This is a genomic window from Micromonospora echinospora (genome assembly GCF_014203425.1).
GTDB classification, from domain to species: Bacteria; Actinomycetota; Actinomycetes; order Mycobacteriales; family Micromonosporaceae; genus Micromonospora; species Micromonospora echinospora_A.
In genome coordinates this window covers 2,464,750-2,480,259 of sequence record NZ_JACHJC010000001.1, presented here as the reverse complement: position 1 = coordinate 2,480,259, position 15,510 = coordinate 2,464,750, and the positions used below count along the sequence as shown (strand labels likewise).

Sequence of the window (15,510 nt, the reverse complement as noted above, 5' to 3'; positions counted from 1 at the left end):
CTGGGGTCCTCCGGTGGTTGGGGCGGTGGCTGAGTGGGTCAGCCGGGGTCGGGGATGGCCGTGATCTGGTTGAACGCGGTGGTGATCTGTTCGGCCCAGGGCCAGGTGGTGGGGATGCGTAGCCAGCGGCGGCGTTGGCCGTGCACGAGGCGGGCGGCGGTGTGCAGGATCCGGTAGCGCAGTCGTTTCGGTTCGGCTTTGGCCAGGTCGCTGTCGAGGCCGATGAGCTGCAGCCAGGCGATCAGGTCGACGGCGATCGCGGCGGCGGTGCACCAGGCGGCGTTGATGGCGAATTCGCGGGAGGGTAGCCGGCGAAGGCCGGTGTCTTTGGCGCAGCGGATCCGGTCCTCGACGCGGGCGTGGGCTCGGTGGCGGGCCTCCAACCACTGCAAGGCTCCTGTCGGGGTGTTGGTGACGAAGGCGGTGTAGCGCCAGCCGTCGCGGTGCTCGAACTGGGTGAGTTGGGCGCCGGGGTGGGGGCGTTCCCGCCGGACGATGACCCGCATTCCGGCCGGCCAGCCGGGCAGGGGCAGCAGGCCGGTCAGTTCGGCGACGGCGGCGCCCTCGCGCACACCACCATCAGCGTCGATCGCAGGTGACCACGCCTGGGTGGGCAGGGCGGTGATGGCGGTGCGTTCGGCCTCGCCGATCGACCAGCCGAGGGAGTACTCGACCCGCCGGCCGCGCTTGCTGTCCTGCTCGTGGAGCCAGTCGAGCACGGCATGGGTAGCCGCGGCGGAATCACCGCGGATGAGCAGCTGCCGGCGGTGCGGTGCGGGGACCTGCGCGATTGCTTGGGCGAGCACGTCGAGGTGATCGGCGGCGGTGTTGGCGCCGGCGTTGCCCGGCCGCAGCTTCAGGGCGAGCAGCTCTCCGGTGTTGTCGCAGGTGACCAGGATCGGGTGGAAGCCGTAGGTGTGCTTGTAGGTGGCCGCGGCGCCTTCCTTGTCGCTGTGCGCGATCACGATCGTGGAATCCACATCCAGGACCACCACGCCGGCGCCGATGTCCCGCCCCGCCGCCCTCGCCGTCGGCGGGCCGCCGAACAGCTGCCACATCCGGGCGCGGACCTTCGCCCTGGCCTTGGCGATGCGCCGCAGCTGCACCGCGCCGATCTCGTCCAGGGCCCGCCACACCGTGGTGTCCGAGGCCACCGACCCGAACACCTCCCGCTGGTGGCGCAGCACGTCGATGTCCGCGATCGCTTCACCACCGTCAGCGATCATCACCGCGAGGTCGACCAGCACCCGACCCCGATCATGCACCGGCCACCGGCCGGCGCGGGCCAGCCCCGCGGACAACGCCCCGGTCAACCCGGCCCGGTCCGCCAGCAACCGCAGCAACGCCGCACCGACGTGCGACACCACACCCGAACCACCCGCGGTGACCCGCAGACCCCGCGACCACGCCGTAAGCTGCACCTTGGAAGTGCCTCCCCCAGAGAGAAACCTGTAGATGTCGCAATCACAAGTTTCCCTTGCAGGGCAGGCACTTCCGCTTATCTACACGCCGACGAACAGCGCATCTTGGCGATCACGGTGAATCACCCAGGTTAGCGGCGGCGCAAGGTGCCTGGATCTGCTTCCAGGACGAGGCAGGTCAGGTCATGCGACCGCCGGTGGCCAAGACGTGGGCCCGGCGCGGGCACACGCCGGTCATCGAGGTCTCCGGTAAGGGCTCCGGCCGGGTCTCGATCGCTGGCCTGGTCTGCCTCAAGCCCGGACAGCGAGGCCGGTTGATGTGGCGAACCCGGCTGCACCGTGGTCGTACAGGCGAACGCGGTAGCTTCAGCGAGGACGACTACATCGCCTTCCTCGACCAGACCCACCAGCGCCTGCAGGCACCGATAGTGCTGATCTGGGACAACCTGAACACCCACGTCAGCCGCCGCATGCACGCCCTGATCGCCACTCGGCCGTGGCTGACCGTGATCCGGTTACCCGCCTACGCTCCGGACCTCAACCCCACCGAAGGCGTCTGGCGCTGGATGAAACGCGGCCTGACCAACACCGCCGCCCGCGGTGTCGACCACCTCGCCCAACTGGTCAAACGTCGGCTACGCGCTTGTCAGCAACAGACCGATCTCCTCGCCGGCTTCTTCGCCAGCACCGGCATGACCCTCGAACCCGAACCACCGAGATAGCTCGAACCTTGGCCCTTCAACCTCTGTAGTACTGCAACGGCAGTAGACGAACCGAGTTCGGCTCGCGTTCGTTGGTCTGCCTGTGACGGATGTTGATGTCGATCGTTGGCATGGCGAGTTGGACCGGTTGCACGGGCGTATCGGGCCTCGGTTTCGCCGCTCGGAGCCGCGGTGGCGGGCGCGACAGTACCTGTGCGGGCTGGTCTCCGGCTTGGGCCGCAAGAACGGTTGGACCCTCGCTGAGCAGGCCGGGGACGTGTCGCCGGACGGGATGCAAAGGTTGTTGCGGTGGGCGGACTGGGACGTCGACGCGGTCCGTGACGATGTGCGGGACTACGTGATCGAGCACCTCGGCGACCCGGCCGGTGTGCTGATCGTCGACGACACCGGGTTCCTGAAGAAGGGAACCCGGTCGGCCGGGGTGCAACGGCAGTATTCCGGCACTGCTGAGCGGACCGAGAACTGCCAGGTCGGGGTGTTCTTGGCCTACCGCTCAGCGAAGGGCCACGCGTTGATCGACCGGCAGCTCTACCTTCCGGCGTCGTGGACCGATGACCGGGACCGGTGTCAGGCGGCCGGCATTCCGGACGAGGTCGAGTTCGCCACGAAGGTGCAGATGGCCCGCCAGATGCTGGCTCGAGCGTTGGACGCCAACGTGCCGGTGGGGTGGGTGACGATGGACGAAGCCTACGGGCAGTCGAAGGCCCTGCGTGTCTGGCTGGAGCACCGGGATGTGGGTTATGTGGTCGCGACCCGCCGCAACGACGACATGATCACCACCACCATGGGCATCTGCCGCGCCGACCAGCTCATCGCCGCTCTGCCTGCCCGAGCGTGGTGCCGGTTGTCCGCCGGCGCCGGCGCCCACGGGCCTCGCGAGTATTGGTGGGCGCGGGTGCCGGTGCGCATCGGCTGGCAGCCCGGCCGCGGGCACTGGCTGCTCGCCCGGCGCAGCATCAGCACCGGCGAGATCGCCTACTACGTCTGCTACGGACCTCGCCGCACCCGCCTGCTCGACCTCGCCCGCATCGCTGGGGCCCGGTGGGCGATCGAGGAGTGCTTCCAACAGGCCAAGAACGAGGCCGGCCTCGACGAGTACCAGGTCCGCGACTGGCGAGCCTGGTACGCCCACATCACCCTGTCCATGGCCGCCCACGCCTGGCTGTCCGTGGCCCGATCCCTTACCGCAAAAGGGGAACCAGTCCCGGCGACGACATGATGATCGGCTACACGGTACCGGAGATCCGAAGGCTCCTCACCGCACTCGTAGTGCGATCAACCCACCCACCAGAGCGGATCTGGGCTTGGTCACGATGGCGCCGACGACGCCAATACCAAGCCCGAACTTGCCACTACCGACGACGCGGCTACCCCCGACCAACTGCCGTTGCAGTACTAGTACTCCAGTCGCACCTGGTGGAGCCGGAGTCTTCGCTGGTAGTGGGCTGTTCTGGCGCGGTATTGGTGTCGTCGTCGCCATCGTGACCATCGATGGATGTGGTCGAAGGGTCGGGTGGTGGTGATCAGGTGTGCCAGGAGACGTCGGACCTCGCCGAGGGTGAGGGGAATGAGGCCGTCATCGGATTCGGTGCCCCCTTTTTGGCCTGTGTGGCGGTGACGGTGAGGTAGGCGTGGGCGCACAGAACGAGAGTTATGTGCCGGTACCAGGCGTCGTACCGGCGCACCTGGTAGTGATCCAAGCCGACCTCGGTCTTGGCGGTCTGGAAACACTCCTCGATCGCCCAACGGGTTCCGGCTACGCGGATCAGCTGCTCGTCCTGGGTGCCTGCTGGGCCGAAGCACAGGTAGTAGGCCAGGTCCGTGGGGTCGGTGATGCTGCGTCGGATCAGCAGCCAGTGGCCGTATCCGTCGACCATGCCGGGCAGGGAGGCCACGGCCCAGTCGTAGAGTCGCGGCCCTTTGGCGCCGTCGCCGCAACTGCGCCGCTTCCACGCCAGTGCCGGCGCGTTCGCGGCGAGGACATCCGGACGGGAACTGCCCACCGTGGTCGGGACCCGCTGGTTGCAGGGCACGGCCAGGACGTAACCGATGCGCTGCTGCTGCAGCCACGTCCGGAACTTCGAGTCCTGCCCGTATGCCTCGTCAGCGGTCACCCATTTCGCTGGTAGGCCCGCGGTGACGGCGCGTTCGAGCATCCGCAGCCCCAGCGCGGGTTTCGTGGCGAACCCGACGCTGGCGGGGATGCCGGCTTCGGTGCGGCGGGCGGGATCGTCGCACCAGCGGCGGGGCAGATACAACTCCCGGTCGATCAGGGTGCGCCCTTGCGGGCCGGCGTAGGCAAGGAACACCCCGAGCTGGCAGTTCTCCGTCCGCCCGGCCGTGCCCGAGTACTGACGCTGCACCCCAGCCGACTTGACCCCCTTCTTCAGGAACCCGGTCTCGTCGACAATCAACACCCCGTCGTCATGGCCGAGATGTTCCGCCACGTAGGCGAACAGGTCGTCGCGAACAGCGTCCGGGTTCCACGCAGACTTGTTGAGTAGCCGTTGCATTCGATTCGGCGTGGTATCTCCGGCGGCCTCGGCGAGGGTCCAGCCGTTCTTGCTCGCCAACGGCGACAGCAACCCGACCAGGTACGCCAGCGCCTGCCGGCGCGGCTCCGCCCGCCCGAAACGGTGCGCGAACCGCGCCAGCAGATCATCCAAACCCGCCCGCCAGCCCACGATCTCATCGATCAACACAAGCACGGGAGCCTGCCCGCCGTACGATCGACCACAACAGACAGACGGTGCGACCAAGCCACACATCCGTCCAATAGCATCGACATCCGCAGCTACGCGGACGACATAACCCGGACGTCGACCATGCCGCTGAGCTGCTGAAACTCTAAATCACGAAAGTGCGGCTGGAGTACTAGCCCGTGTTTCATAAGGCTCGGAGGTACTGGTTGATGGCGGCGATGGTCAGGGTGGCTTCGTAGCGCACGGCGAGTCGTACCTGGTGGCCATGGCGCGGTGCTGTTAGAGCTGGTTGATGCCGCACTCGACGGCGTGACGCTGCCGGTAGACGACCGGATTGAACGCGGGCGGTCGGCCGCCTTTGGATCCCTTGGCCTTACGATGGGCGTCCTGGTCGGCTTTGCTCGGGATGCACTCCTTGATCCCGCGAGCGCGGAGGTGACCACGGTTGCCTTTGCTGGTGTACGCCTTGTCGGCCAGCACCTGCTCCGGGCGAGTCCGCGGCCGGCCACCGCCAACCCGCTTCACACGGATCTTGCGCAGGACCGGGATGAACTGCGGGCTGTCACCGCGCTGCCCGCCGGTGATCACCATTGCCAGGGGTTTGCGGCCCTGCTCGCAAGCCAGATGCGTCTTGCTGGTCAGTCCGCCCCGGGACCGACCCAGTCCATGATCAGCGGGCTCGGTCCGCAGCCCGCCCGGCGGCTCCTCCTGCAAGTGGCCGTCGCGGCGGGCGCCGGCCGCGTGCTGGTGCGCTCGGCTGACCGTCGAGTCGACGCTCACCGTCCAGTCGATTCTCCCGGCGGCATCGGCGTCAGCTTGCAACTCGGCCAGAATCTTCGCCCAGGTGCCGTCGCGCTGCCAGCGCCGGAACCAGTCGTGCAGGGTCTGCCAGGGCGGGTACGCCTCGGGCACGTCGCGCCACGGAGTTCCCGTGCGCACTCGCCACCGGATCCCGTCGATGACCTGCCGTTTGGTCCACTTGGGCGGCCGCCCTATACCCGAGCTGGCAGGCAGAGCATGCTCCAGCGCCGCCCACTGCGCGTCGGTGAGGTCGTGCCGCCTCGTCGCCGCTACGCTGGGCACGAGGTCTCCGGTCGGCCTTCGGTTTGCTTGGTCGCTAACCGATCTACCGCAGACCTCAACCTTTATCGATCACCGCCACGCCGGAACCTAACCACCCGCCGACCCCTTCCAAACACGGCCTAATCGCTAGGACCCAGGCCAAAAGCGCAAAGGAGTCGGCCGACTTCGCGGAGCGGCAGGCACTGGCCGCCGAGAAGCAGTTGGCTCTTGCTCGCCGGCAGTTTGACAGCGAGTCGAACGCCCGGGACGAGGCCGACGGCCCAAGCTTCCAGGTCGATCAGGGTGTGGACCTAATCAGCGGTCAACGGTTCGGGAAGATCCCCATCAAGCTGCTGGCCGGCACGGCACTCGACACCGTCATCGTCAGCGCGGCCGGGCAGCCTGACGTGTACGGGTTCGTCACGAGAGTCGGGGCGGATGAGAGTATGCCCGTCGACCACGCTGACCGACCTTGCGCCAGGGGCGGCGCACACCCTGGTGCTGTACCTGGATTGGAACGCCATGTTGCCGGTGAACGTGCGCTTGGACTTCGAGTTCCACGAAGGAGGGGCCGCACCCGCACCTGGGTCCGTTCGTACTCCACGCAGGTCACCGACCCGCCCTCGCCGCCCACTCTGGCCGGGCGCCGGCGGTGCCTGCCATAGCCACCCGCCCTTCGCGGTTTGGCGTCCGTCAGGCATCGCTGTAGCCGACGAGCCAGATCTCCTTGTCCTTCACCGACGACCGATACCGGCGGGGCTCCGCTCGCCCCAATCAGGCTCTGGATGTCCGTCTCGGGTCGGGCCAGGTAGCGGGCAATGGCCAGGTACCCGTCGACGCGCGCGGCACCAGTGGCGTCCAGCTCGCCGCCTCGCACGTCGACACCGGTGCGGCCGATGCTCGCGACCGCGGTCGCCATGTAGTTGGCGATCGCCTCGGTGATGTTGTCGCGGTCGAGGTACAGGGGAATAGCCAGGAGCCCCGCGAGGCCCATCTCGGGATTGGTGTCCAGCAGCACCCGAAGCTCGGGCCGTCCGGTGTTGGTGTCGTGCTCCAGGTCCATCCACACGCCGCCGAAGACACCATCACCGTCGGCTTCGGCGACGTAGATGCACCACTGCGGCAGCTCGGCCAGGTCGTCGACGCCGTCGAGGGCATCGGGCACCTGTGTGAGCAGCCGCGACGGTGTCGCCGTCGCGTTCATCGCCCGCAAGGACGGCCAGGTGGCCGCGCTGCTCGGTCTCGCTCAGGCCGCTCTCGCCGCTGCGGTCGGCTTCGGGCTCAAGATGAGCGCCGAGGACCAGGTCGTGCTGCTGAGCTTCGTCCCCGTCGTCCTGGGCATTTTCGAGCGGACGCAGATCACCGCGCCCGTGCCGGCCGGCGACACCCGGCCGATGCCCACCACGGATCCAGCGCTGGACGAGGTGACGACGCACACCACCCTGCGGGAGTGACCGGAACCCGACAGTTCCTCGGGTCGTCGCCCCGGGCGACCGCCGGTACGGTGGCGCGGATGACCACACCCCCACCCTCCAACGTTCCACCCCCCACCGAGTCCTCGCAGCCCACCGTCGATGCGTACCCGGCACCGCCCGCCGACGGCTCGTACACGCCGGTGCCGGCCCCGAAGAAGAGCAAGCTGCCGCTCATCTTGGCCGCCGCCGGCGCCGCCGTGCTGCTGATCGCGATCGCGATCGGCGGCACCCTGTGGTTCGTCGGCCGCAACGACCTCACCAAGGAGCAGGCGCAGCGGGAGTGCCGTACCGCCATTGAGCGGGAGGCCGAGAGGCGCGCTGGCCTTGGCAACAACATCCTCGTGTCGATGACCGGGGTAGAGCTCCAGGAGACCTGGGAGACCGAAGACGGCTGGTCGGTCAACGGCACCGCCAACTACACCCTCACGTCGGCGCTGCTGGGCCAGACGCCGACCTCGGTTGGCCTGACCTGTGAGGCGGTCGCGACGGACGACGGCGTACGCACCACGGTCAAGAACAGACTCTGACACCTTCACGCGAAGAGGCCGCCGCCTTCACCTTCCTTCGGGCCGGCGGAGGCGGCGGCCTCTTTTCGTCGTTTCCGGCCAGGTTACCCGGAGATGCTGTGCGGGTTCACCGGCGCACGCCGTCGGTGGCCGCCGAGAACTCGATGTTGTCGATCGCCATGCCGGGGCGCACGGTCACCTCGAACTCCAGGACCACCTCGCGGACGAAACCGACGTAGGACATCTGGTCGTTCCAGTCGAATATCCAGACCTCCACGTCGTGCTCACCGTAGGTGTCGTGCTTGAACATGAACCCGTCGAGCGTGACCTGCGCTCGAACCTCTGCCGTCCCGACGTGGGTATCGCCCTCGTACACGTCGGCGCGGTTCCAGACCAGCGTGTCCAGATCGAGGTCGATGTTGTGGATTGAGATCTCGTCGACCACGTCGCGCGGCAGCTCGACCTCGCTGAACTTTAGACCGGGGACGTAGAGATCATCCTCGCCCGGCACCTCGATCATCTCGCCGGTCAGGCGCTGGCAGAGGGCCGGAATCTCCTCCCGCAGCATCTCCTCGACCGAGGGCGCCGCCTTGGCCAGAGCTTCGAACTGGATGTTGAGCGACTGCTCAGACCGAATCTCGGCGAGAGCGGTGCGAAAGGAAACCCCGCGCTCGTCTGCGCGCTGCCGCGCCGCCGCGTACTGCTCCTCGATGCGGCGAGTAGCCTCAGCTCGCGAAATCTCCAGCTCTTCGGCCAACTCTTCGGCGAGGTCGGAGTCCTCGCGCATCACGTTCAGCGCTTCGGCATACCGGAGCCGGTACGCGTCGGCGAGCCGCTTGGCCTTGGGATTCTTGTTGCTCATGACGGTATCCATGTCTCCCGGGGTGGCGCCCACGCCGCCACCGCCGGGTGCGATAGGAGTACCCGTCAGTGGTGAGTTTGGTCTGCGACGAGCGTTGCGAGCCCTTGTCTCTCGATGTCGCGCTGGGGCGTGGGCCACGGGCAACAGGAGGAACGGGTGGCGCAGCGCCACCGATGCCCTCAAGTATACCCTGCCGGCGCGCGGTCCCTCCGAGCCGGAAACGCGTTCGGGACGGCCTCGCGTGGAGGGACCGCCCCAAGGAGACGGTGGGCGACCGGTTGGACAGCGGCCCCCGTGGTCGACTGGGTACGCCGCCGTGACGTCGTTGACGGGGATCGACGAGCATGTTGCTCGGCCGTGGAGGAGTGCCCCGTTTTCCGAGGTCAGGATCGCGCGCCGGTTGGCGCTGCTCCCAATCTGCTCCCAATTTAAGGGGCAACAACGCGAAAGCCCGTTACCGGTGATTCCGGTGACGGGCTCGCTACCTGCAAATATTTACGGTGGGCGATACTGGGATCGAACCAGTGACCTCTTCGGTGTGAACGAAGCGCTCTCCCGCTGAGCTAATCGCCCTCAGCGCGCATGACTCTACCCGATCGAGAGCCCGGACCAAAAACCGGGCCTCAGTGCGTCGCGAGGTAGTGCAGCGCCTGCGCCACGACGTCGATGCCGAGGCTGTACTTGAGCGACAGCCACACCACCACGGACACGAACACGAGCCCGACCGCGCCGAGCACGAACCGCACCCCCAGTGACTGCCGCTTCACCCAGCGCGTCCACGAGTTGACGTGCCGGCGGGTGAACGCGAGCAGCCGTCGCGCCCAGTGGAACTCCACCGCCCAGACGCCGAGGCCGGCGATGACCAGCAGCCAGCCGGGGCCGGGCAGCGGGATCAGCGCGATACCGATGGTGACCACGAGCGCGCCGAGAATGCCGATGAAGATCTTCAGGGCGACGCGGCCGGTGGGGTTGGCGCGGATGAGTTCGAGCGTGGTGTGCAGGCGCAGCCGCCAGCCACGTCGGCGCCGGCGCTGCTCCACGAGAGCGCCTCGCGACCGCCCTTCCACCGGCACCTCGTACCCCCGACTTTCGGCTGCTCGGGCCGCACCTTTCGGCGAATCACCCCTGGTCCGCGACGTCACCGACGAGCCCCCCGTGACCATTTCCACCCCCAGTGTCGCGCGGGACCGTCACCCCTGCTGACGACTGGACGTTACCGGAGTAAGTCGACGACTGAACCACCCGTTGCCGGGCGGGACGACGGAGTGGGCGGAACCGGAAATCCTACGTGGGGCCGAGGGGTTCCCGAGGGCTTTCCGAACCCCTTCCCACCACTGGGTGAAGTCAGCGTATGGCGGAGCGTAGCCAGGAGCAGCACCTGAGTATGGGAAAAGCGGGACACGCGCGTTCCGCAGCGGTGCCGGGGGGAGAACGTTCATGAGTGTCATCCGACCGACGACCGTAGAGGTCGAGACGTCGCTAAGGCTCGTCGCGCCTGACGCCACCGCCTTGCCGGTGCGTGCCAGTCTGCGTTACGACCCTGCTGACCCGTATGCGGTCCATGTCCTGTTTCACGCCGAGTCCGCCGGCGGCGAGGCGGTGAGCTGGTCGTTCGCACGCGAACTGCTGGTCACCGGGCTCGACGAACCGGCCGGCATCGGTGATGTGCGGGTCTGGCCGTGGGCCACACCGCGCGGCGACTTCGTCGCGCTCGCGCTGTCGTCCCCGGACGGCAACGCCCTGTTCGAGGTTCCGCGCAGCGTGCTGGTGCGCTTCCTGCGCCGGACCTACGTCGTCGTCCCGCGCGGCCGCGAGGCCGAGCACCTGGACGTCGACACCGCGGTGAACCGGCTGCTCGCCGGTCGCTGACACGGCAACACCCGGGGCCGCGCGGATCTGCCGAGTCCGCGCGGCCCCGGGCCGTCTCACCGGGGGTGCGCCTCAGCCGCGCGTGGTGATCCCACCGTCGACCGGGATGACCGCGCCGGTCAGGTAGGCGCCGGCCCGCGACGCCAGGTAGATCGCCGTGCCCGCCATGTCCTCGGGCCGCCCGATCCGCCCCAGCGGCACCTGCTGCTCGATCGCCGAGCGCGACTCCGGGTCGTCGAGCGCGAACGCCATCATCTTGCTCTCGAACGGTCCGGGCGCGATCGCGTTGACGGTGATCCGCTCACCGGCGAGCTGGTGGGCGAGGCTGCGGGTGAGCATGTGCACCGCCGCCTTGGTGGCCGAGTACGCGTACACCTCCATCCACGGCACCCGGATGCCGTCGACCGACCCGATGTTGATCACGCGGGCCGGGTCGTCGGCGGCGGCCGCGGCGCGCAGCTGCGGCAGCAGCGCGGTGGTGAGCCGGAAGACCGCCTTGACGTTCACCGCCCAGAGCTTGTCGAAGGCGCCCTCCGGGTACTCCTCCAGCGGCGCGCCCCAGGTGGCGCCCGCGTTGTTCACCAGTACGTGCAGCCGGTCGTGGCGCTCCCGCACAGCCTCGGCGAGCGTCAGCGCGCCCGCGTCGCTGCCGAGGTCGGCCGGAATCGCCTCGCAGTGCCCCTCGGCGGAGAGTTCCTTGGCCACCGACTCGCACACGTCGGCCTTGCGTGACGAGATGATCACCTTTGCGCCGGCCTGCACGAAGCCCCGCGCGATCATCAGCCCGATCCCCCGCGAACCGCCGGTGACCAGCACCGTCTTGCCGTCGACCGAGAACAGTTCCGTCATGCTCATCCCATCGCCGTCGCCCGGCCGGGGGCCGGTCGGCCGACCCGGGCTTACCGATCGGTAACGTAACGGTCCGCCGTACGTGCCGACAAGACCGGTCCGTGCGGGCGGAAGCGTCGAGATGCAACGTGCGGCCGGGCCGGTTACCGTCGGGGTGATGGTCACTACCGGTCAGCCCTCCCCGGCCACCCGCACCGGCCCGCCGGAGTCGCGCCCCGGCGCCGACGAGATCCTCACCGGCGCGCTCGACGACCTCGCCGCCGAGCCCGGCTGGCCCCGGCCGGTCCTGCTCGACCGCGACGTGCTGATCCTGGTCACCCACGGTCACGGCACTGCCGAGCTGGACTTCCGGCCGGTGCCATGCCGGCCCGGCACGTTGCTGCGCGCGTACCCCGGTCAGGTGTTGCGGTGCGTCGGCGCGCAGCTCGACGCGACTGTGGTGAGCTGGCGGCCGGACGCGCTGGCCGGCCTCGACGTCGACCCGGACGCGGTGCCCGCCCACCGCCAGCTCGCCGGCGAGGACGAGGACGCGGTGATCAGCGAGGTCAGCCAGCTGGCTGTGGACGCGGAACGGCACGCGATGGTGCCTCCCGCCGCGGCGCTGCTGCGGCACCAGCTCGCGGTGCTGCTGCTGCGGCTCAGCCTGCTGCCGCATCCGGAGAAGGGGTCCGCGCCGCGGGCCGAGACCGACACGTTCCGGCGGCTGTGCCGCGAGGTGGAGCGCGGCTACCGGCACACCCGCCGGGTGGAGGACTACGCCGCCCAGCTGGGCTGTTCGGTGCGTACCCTGACCCGGGCCTGCCTGGCGGTGACCGGGCGCAGCGCCAAGCAGGTCATCGACGAGCGGGTCGCGTTGCAGGCGTGCCGGCTGCTCGCCGCCACCGACGAGTCGATCGCCCGGATCGGCCGTGACCTGGGTTTTCCCGAGCCGACGAACTTCGGCCGCTTCTTCACCCGGGAGGTCGGGGTGAGCCCGGGGACGTTCCGGGCCAACCGGGAACGCCCGCTGCCCGTCCGTCTGGTGCGACCCCGGCCGCCCGCCGACTCCCCCGCGCCCACCGGCCAGGCATGATGGCACTGTGCAGATCTCCGCGCGCGGCGACTACGCGGTACGGGCAGCCCTGAGCCTGGCCACCGCGTACCCCACCCTGCTGTCCACCCAGGTCATCGCGGCGGAGCAGGACATGCCCCGCAAGTTCCTCGAGGCGGTCCTGGCCGACCTGCGCCGGTCCGGGATCGTCCGGGCCCAGCGCGGCGCCGAGGGCGGGTACACGCTGGCCCGGCCGCCGCGCGAGATCACCATCGGGCACGTGTTGCGCGCCGTCGACGGTCCGCTCGCCGGGGTACGCGGGCTGCGCCCGGAGGAGACCCGGTACGAGGGCGCGGCGGAGAACCTGCCCCGTCTCTGGGTGGCGGTACGCGCCTCGGTGCGCCGGGTGGTCGACGAGGTGAGCCTGGACGAGCTGGTCAGCGGCCGGCTGCCGGCGCACGTGCGCAAGCTGACCGCCCAGCCGGACGCGTGGGAGCCGCGCTGATCACAGCGTGCTGACCACCTCCTCGTAGGGCAGGCGCGGCAGCCGTTCCCGCCAGGCGTCCGGCGCCGGGCGGCCGATGTTCATCAGCAGCAGCACCCGGTGCTGCCCGTCGGGGAAGAACTCCCGTTCCACGCCGGCCGCGTCGAATCCGGCCATCGGCCCGGCGGCCAGCCCGGCGGCGCGTACCCCGACCAGCAGGTAGCCGATCTGGAGCGCGGCGTTGAACCGGGCCTGCGCCTCCCGCCCGGCCGGGTCGCCGGTGAACCAGTCCCGCGCGCCGGGCCGGTGCGGGAACAGCTCGGGCAGCCGGTCGTGCCAGTTCACGTCGGCGGCGAGCACGGCGGTCAGCGGCGCGGCTGCCGTCTTGTCCCGGTTGCCGGCGCTGACGTAGGGCAGCAGCCGCGCCCGGGCCGCCGCCGAGCGCAGCAGCAGCACCCGCAGCGGCTGGGCGTTCATCGCTGTCGGGCCGTACCGGACCAGGTCGTGGACGGCGCGGACCTGCTCGTCGCCGACCGGCTCGTCGGTGAACGCGTTTGCCGTGCGGGCCGCCCGGAACAGCAGGTCCTGGGCGGCCCGGTCCAGTGCGATCAGCTCGTCGGCGGCGGCGGTCACCACGCCTCGGACCAGTCGCCGAGCGTGGTGGTGTAGCTGCCCCGGTGGTGCAGCAGCGGGTCGCCGTCCTCGCCCGCGCCGAGCGCGAGCGGCTCGCCGAGCAGGATGGTGTGGTCGCCGGCCTCGATCCGGCGGACCACCCGGCACAGCAGCACGGCGAGCGCGTCGCCGATCAGCGGCACGCCGAACGGTCCGGTGGTCCAGCCCGGGTGGGCGCTGAACCGGTCGATGCCGCTGGTGGCGAAGATCTGCGCGATCTCCTGCTGGCCGGAGGCGAGCAGGTGCACGGCGACGTGCTCGGCCTGCTCGACTGTGGGCCAGCTCGACGACGCGCGGCCCAGGCACACCGAGACCAGCGGCGGGTCGAGCGACACAGAGGTGAACGAGGTGGCGGTGAAGCCGGCCGGCGGCAGGTCCGGCCGGATCCGGTTGCCGCGCAGGCCGGGGGTGGTGACCACGGTGACGGTGGACGCCTGGCGGCGCAGCAGGCCGCGGAACGAGTCGACGTCGACCGGGCGCAGCTCGACGGTTCCGGCGCCGGGCCGGTCCACTGTGGTCACGACGCCACCAGCTCACGGGTCGCGTAGGCGCTGGCCGGCCGGGGCAGGCCGTAGTGCTCGCGCAGGGTACGCCCGGTGTACGCGGACCGGAACAGCCCGCGCCGGCGCAGCAGTGGTACGACGTGGTCCACGAAGTCCTCCAGTCCGTCGGGTAGCAGCGGTGGCATGACGTTGAAGCCGTCGGCGGCGCCCTGGGTGAACCAGAGCTCGATCTGGTCGGCGATCTGTTCCGGGGTACCGACCACGACGCGGTGCCCGCGTCCGCCGCCGAGACGGCCGATGAGCTGCCGCAGGGTGAGCCGTTCCCGCCGGGCCAGCTCGACGACGAGCTGGTAGCGGCTCTGGTGGGACTGCACGGCGCCGGCGTCGGGCAGGTCCGGCAGCGGGCCGTCCAGCGGCAGCCCGGTCAGGTCGAGCCCGGTCATGCCGGAGAGCTGGGCGAGAGCGTGCTCGGGCACGATCAGGGCCTCCAGTTCGTCGGCGAGGTCGCGGGCCTCCTTCTCCGTACCCCCGATGACCGGCGCGATACCGGGCAGCACCTTGACCAGTTCCGGATCACGCCCGGCGTCGGCGGTGGCCCGTTTCAACGCGCTGTAGAACGCCTGGCCGCCGGCGAGCGTCTGCTGGGCGGTGAACACGGCCTCGGCGTACCGGGCGGCGAACGCGATCCCGTCGGCGGACGAGCCGGCCTGCACCAGCAGCGGCCGGCCCTGCGGCGGGCGGGGCGTGTTCAGCGGTCCGCGGACCCGGAACCGCTCCCCGGCGTGGTCGATCTCGTGCACCCGGGCGGTGTCGGCGAAGACGCCCGCGGCGGTGTCCAGGACCAGCGCGTCGTCCTCCCAGCTGTCCCAGAGCTTGATCGCCACGTCGACGTACTCGGCGGCCCGACGGTAGCGGTCGGCGTGCGCCGGGTGGTCGTCGAGGTTGAAGTTGCGGGCCTCCCGGGCCTGGGCGGAGGTGACGATGTTCCAGCCGGCCCGGCCACCGCTGAGGTGGTCCAGCGAGGCGAACGCGCGGGCCAGGTTGAACGGTTCGGTGTACGTGGTGGAGGCGGTGGCGATCAGGCCGATGTGCTCGGTCGCGGTGGCGATCGCGGCGAGCAGCGTGATGGGCTCGAAGACGGCCTGGATGTTGTGGCGTACGGCCGGTCCGACGGCGAGCCCGTCGGCGAGGAACACCGAGTCGAGCGTGCCCCGCTCGGCGATACGGGCCAGTTCCTGGAAGTGGCGTACGTCGGCGAGGCGGCTCGGGTCGGCGCGCGGGTGCCGCCAGGCCGCCTCGTGGTGGCCGACACCCATCAGGAAGGCGTTGAGGTGCAGGGTCCGGGACATGGCG

General features: G+C 69.9%; 16 protein-coding genes, 1 tRNA gene and 1 pseudogene. 7 read left to right on the top strand and 11 right to left on the bottom strand.

Going from position 1 to position 15,510, the window contains the following annotated elements:
• Window positions 1-38 precede the first annotated feature (38 nt).
• Window positions 39-1,421 carry an IS1380 family transposase gene (locus tag FHU28_RS11775; protein ID WP_184683642.1) on the bottom strand — a complete coding sequence of 461 codons (1,383 nt, stop codon included), beginning with the start codon at window positions 1,419-1,421 and terminating at the stop codon, window positions 39-41.
• Window positions 1,422-1,477: 56 nt separating this feature from the next.
• Here FHU28_RS11775 and FHU28_RS11770 point away from each other — a divergent pair, with 56 nt between their 5' ends.
• Window positions 1,478-2,143, top strand: a complete 666-nt coding sequence (locus FHU28_RS11770; protein ID WP_260412888.1) for a transposase — start codon at window positions 1,478-1,480, stop codon at window positions 2,141-2,143.
• Window positions 2,144-2,225: 82 nt separating this feature from the next.
• Window positions 2,226-3,362, top strand: a complete 1,137-nt coding sequence (locus FHU28_RS11765) for an IS701 family transposase (RefSeq protein WP_184683639.1) — start codon at window positions 2,226-2,228, stop codon at window positions 3,360-3,362.
• A 304-nt stretch (window positions 3,363-3,666) separates the two neighbouring features.
• Here FHU28_RS11765 and FHU28_RS11760 read toward each other — a convergent pair whose 3' ends face one another.
• The 3 genes and pseudogenes from FHU28_RS11760 to FHU28_RS11750 all read right to left on the bottom strand — a co-directional run bounded on the left by FHU28_RS11760 (window position 3,667) and on the right by FHU28_RS11750 (window position 7,072).
• A complete protein-coding gene (locus tag FHU28_RS11760; RefSeq protein WP_376700866.1) occupies window positions 3,667-4,827 on the bottom strand; it encodes an IS701 family transposase in 1,161 nt (386 codons plus the stop codon).
• 202 nt (window positions 4,828-5,029) lie between these two features.
• Window positions 5,030-5,928, bottom strand: a pseudogene (locus FHU28_RS11755) (IS5 family transposase).
• Window positions 5,929-6,229: 301 nt separating this feature from the next.
• The gene (locus FHU28_RS11750) at window positions 6,230-7,072 is read right to left on the bottom strand and encodes an AcrVA2 family anti-CRISPR protein (protein ID WP_184683636.1); all 843 of its coding nucleotides are present in this window, start codon (window positions 7,070-7,072) and stop codon (window positions 6,230-6,232) included.
• 4 nt (window positions 7,073-7,076) lie between these two features.
• Here FHU28_RS11750 and FHU28_RS11745 point away from each other — a divergent pair, with 4 nt between their 5' ends.
• Both FHU28_RS11745 and FHU28_RS11740 read left to right on the top strand, forming a co-directional pair.
• Window positions 7,077-7,361: a hypothetical protein gene (locus FHU28_RS11745; RefSeq protein WP_184683634.1), complete on the top strand. Its 285-nt coding sequence runs from the start codon at window positions 7,077-7,079 to the stop codon at window positions 7,359-7,361.
• Window positions 7,358-7,909, top strand: a complete 552-nt coding sequence (locus FHU28_RS11740; RefSeq protein WP_184683632.1) for a hypothetical protein — start codon at window positions 7,358-7,360, stop codon at window positions 7,907-7,909. Before FHU28_RS11745 ends, FHU28_RS11740 begins: the two co-directional genes overlap by 4 nt.
• 106 nt (window positions 7,910-8,015) lie before the next feature.
• On the opposite strand, the gene FHU28_RS11735 is transcribed toward FHU28_RS11740, so the two are convergent.
• From FHU28_RS11735 to FHU28_RS11725, 3 genes are all read right to left on the bottom strand, one after another.
• Window positions 8,016-8,750, bottom strand: a complete 735-nt coding sequence (locus tag FHU28_RS11735; protein ID WP_184683629.1) for a hypothetical protein — start codon at window positions 8,748-8,750, stop codon at window positions 8,016-8,018.
• Window positions 8,751-9,251: 501 nt separating this feature from the next.
• Window positions 9,252-9,323 (bottom strand) — tRNA-Val (locus FHU28_RS11730).
• Window positions 9,324-9,373: 50 nt separating this feature from the next.
• On the bottom strand, window positions 9,374-9,913 hold the full coding sequence (locus FHU28_RS11725) for a TIGR02611 family protein (protein ID WP_184689446.1): 540 nt from the start codon (window positions 9,911-9,913) through the stop codon (window positions 9,374-9,376).
• Between the two features lie 274 nt (window positions 9,914-10,187).
• Between FHU28_RS11725 and FHU28_RS11720 the strand changes: the two genes are divergently transcribed.
• Complete coding sequence (locus tag FHU28_RS11720) at window positions 10,188-10,619, top strand: SsgA family sporulation/cell division regulator (RefSeq protein WP_007457244.1); 432 nt, start codon at window positions 10,188-10,190, stop codon at window positions 10,617-10,619.
• A 72-nt stretch (window positions 10,620-10,691) separates the two neighbouring features.
• Here the strand turns inward: FHU28_RS11720 and FHU28_RS11715 are convergent, their stop codons facing one another.
• Window positions 10,692-11,468 (bottom strand): glucose 1-dehydrogenase, encoded by a 777-nt coding sequence (locus tag FHU28_RS11715; RefSeq protein WP_116511734.1) that lies wholly within the window; start codon window positions 11,466-11,468, stop codon window positions 10,692-10,694.
• A 157-nt stretch (window positions 11,469-11,625) separates the two neighbouring features.
• Here FHU28_RS11715 and FHU28_RS11710 point away from each other — a divergent pair, with 157 nt between their 5' ends.
• Window positions 11,626-12,540 carry a helix-turn-helix transcriptional regulator gene (locus FHU28_RS11710; RefSeq protein ID WP_221453175.1) on the top strand — a complete coding sequence of 305 codons (915 nt, stop codon included), beginning with the start codon at window positions 11,626-11,628 and terminating at the stop codon, window positions 12,538-12,540.
• Window positions 12,541-12,547: 7 nt separating this feature from the next.
• Complete coding sequence (locus FHU28_RS11705) at window positions 12,548-13,003, top strand: RrF2 family transcriptional regulator (protein ID WP_116508945.1); 456 nt, start codon at window positions 12,548-12,550, stop codon at window positions 13,001-13,003.
• Here the strand turns inward: FHU28_RS11705 and FHU28_RS11700 are convergent, their stop codons facing one another.
• The 3 genes from FHU28_RS11700 to FHU28_RS11690 are packed head-to-tail and all read right to left on the bottom strand — an operon-like array spanning window position 13,004 to window position 15,506.
• Window positions 13,004-13,618, bottom strand: a complete 615-nt coding sequence (locus FHU28_RS11700) for a malonic semialdehyde reductase (protein WP_311773568.1) — start codon at window positions 13,616-13,618, stop codon at window positions 13,004-13,006.
• Window positions 13,612-14,175: a flavin reductase family protein gene (locus FHU28_RS11695; RefSeq protein WP_184683627.1), complete on the bottom strand. Its 564-nt coding sequence runs from the start codon at window positions 14,173-14,175 to the stop codon at window positions 13,612-13,614. The genes FHU28_RS11700 and FHU28_RS11695 overlap by 7 nt, the downstream gene beginning before the upstream one ends.
• Complete coding sequence (locus FHU28_RS11690) at window positions 14,172-15,506, bottom strand: LLM class flavin-dependent oxidoreductase (protein ID WP_184683625.1); 1,335 nt, start codon at window positions 15,504-15,506, stop codon at window positions 14,172-14,174. The genes FHU28_RS11695 and FHU28_RS11690 overlap by 4 nt, the downstream gene beginning before the upstream one ends.
• Window positions 15,507-15,510: the final 4 nt, after the last annotated feature.

Coding starts and splice junctions, on each gene's coding strand:
- FHU28_RS11725 (WP_184689446.1), bottom strand. CDS start 9,913: ATGGTCACGGGGGGCTCGTCGGTGACGTCGCGGACCAGGGGTGATTCG.
- FHU28_RS11735 (WP_184683629.1), bottom strand. CDS start 8,750: ATGAGCAACAAGAATCCCAAGGCCAAGCGGCTCGCCGACGCGTACCGG.
- FHU28_RS11715 (WP_116511734.1), bottom strand. CDS start 11,468: ATGACGGAACTGTTCTCGGTCGACGGCAAGACGGTGCTGGTCACCGGC.
- FHU28_RS11690 (WP_184683625.1), bottom strand. CDS start 15,506: ATGTCCCGGACCCTGCACCTCAACGCCTTCCTGATGGGTGTCGGCCAC.
- FHU28_RS11720 (WP_007457244.1), top strand. CDS start 10,188: ATGAGTGTCATCCGACCGACGACCGTAGAGGTCGAGACGTCGCTAAGG.
- FHU28_RS11710 (WP_221453175.1), top strand. CDS start 11,626: ATGGTCACTACCGGTCAGCCCTCCCCGGCCACCCGCACCGGCCCGCCG.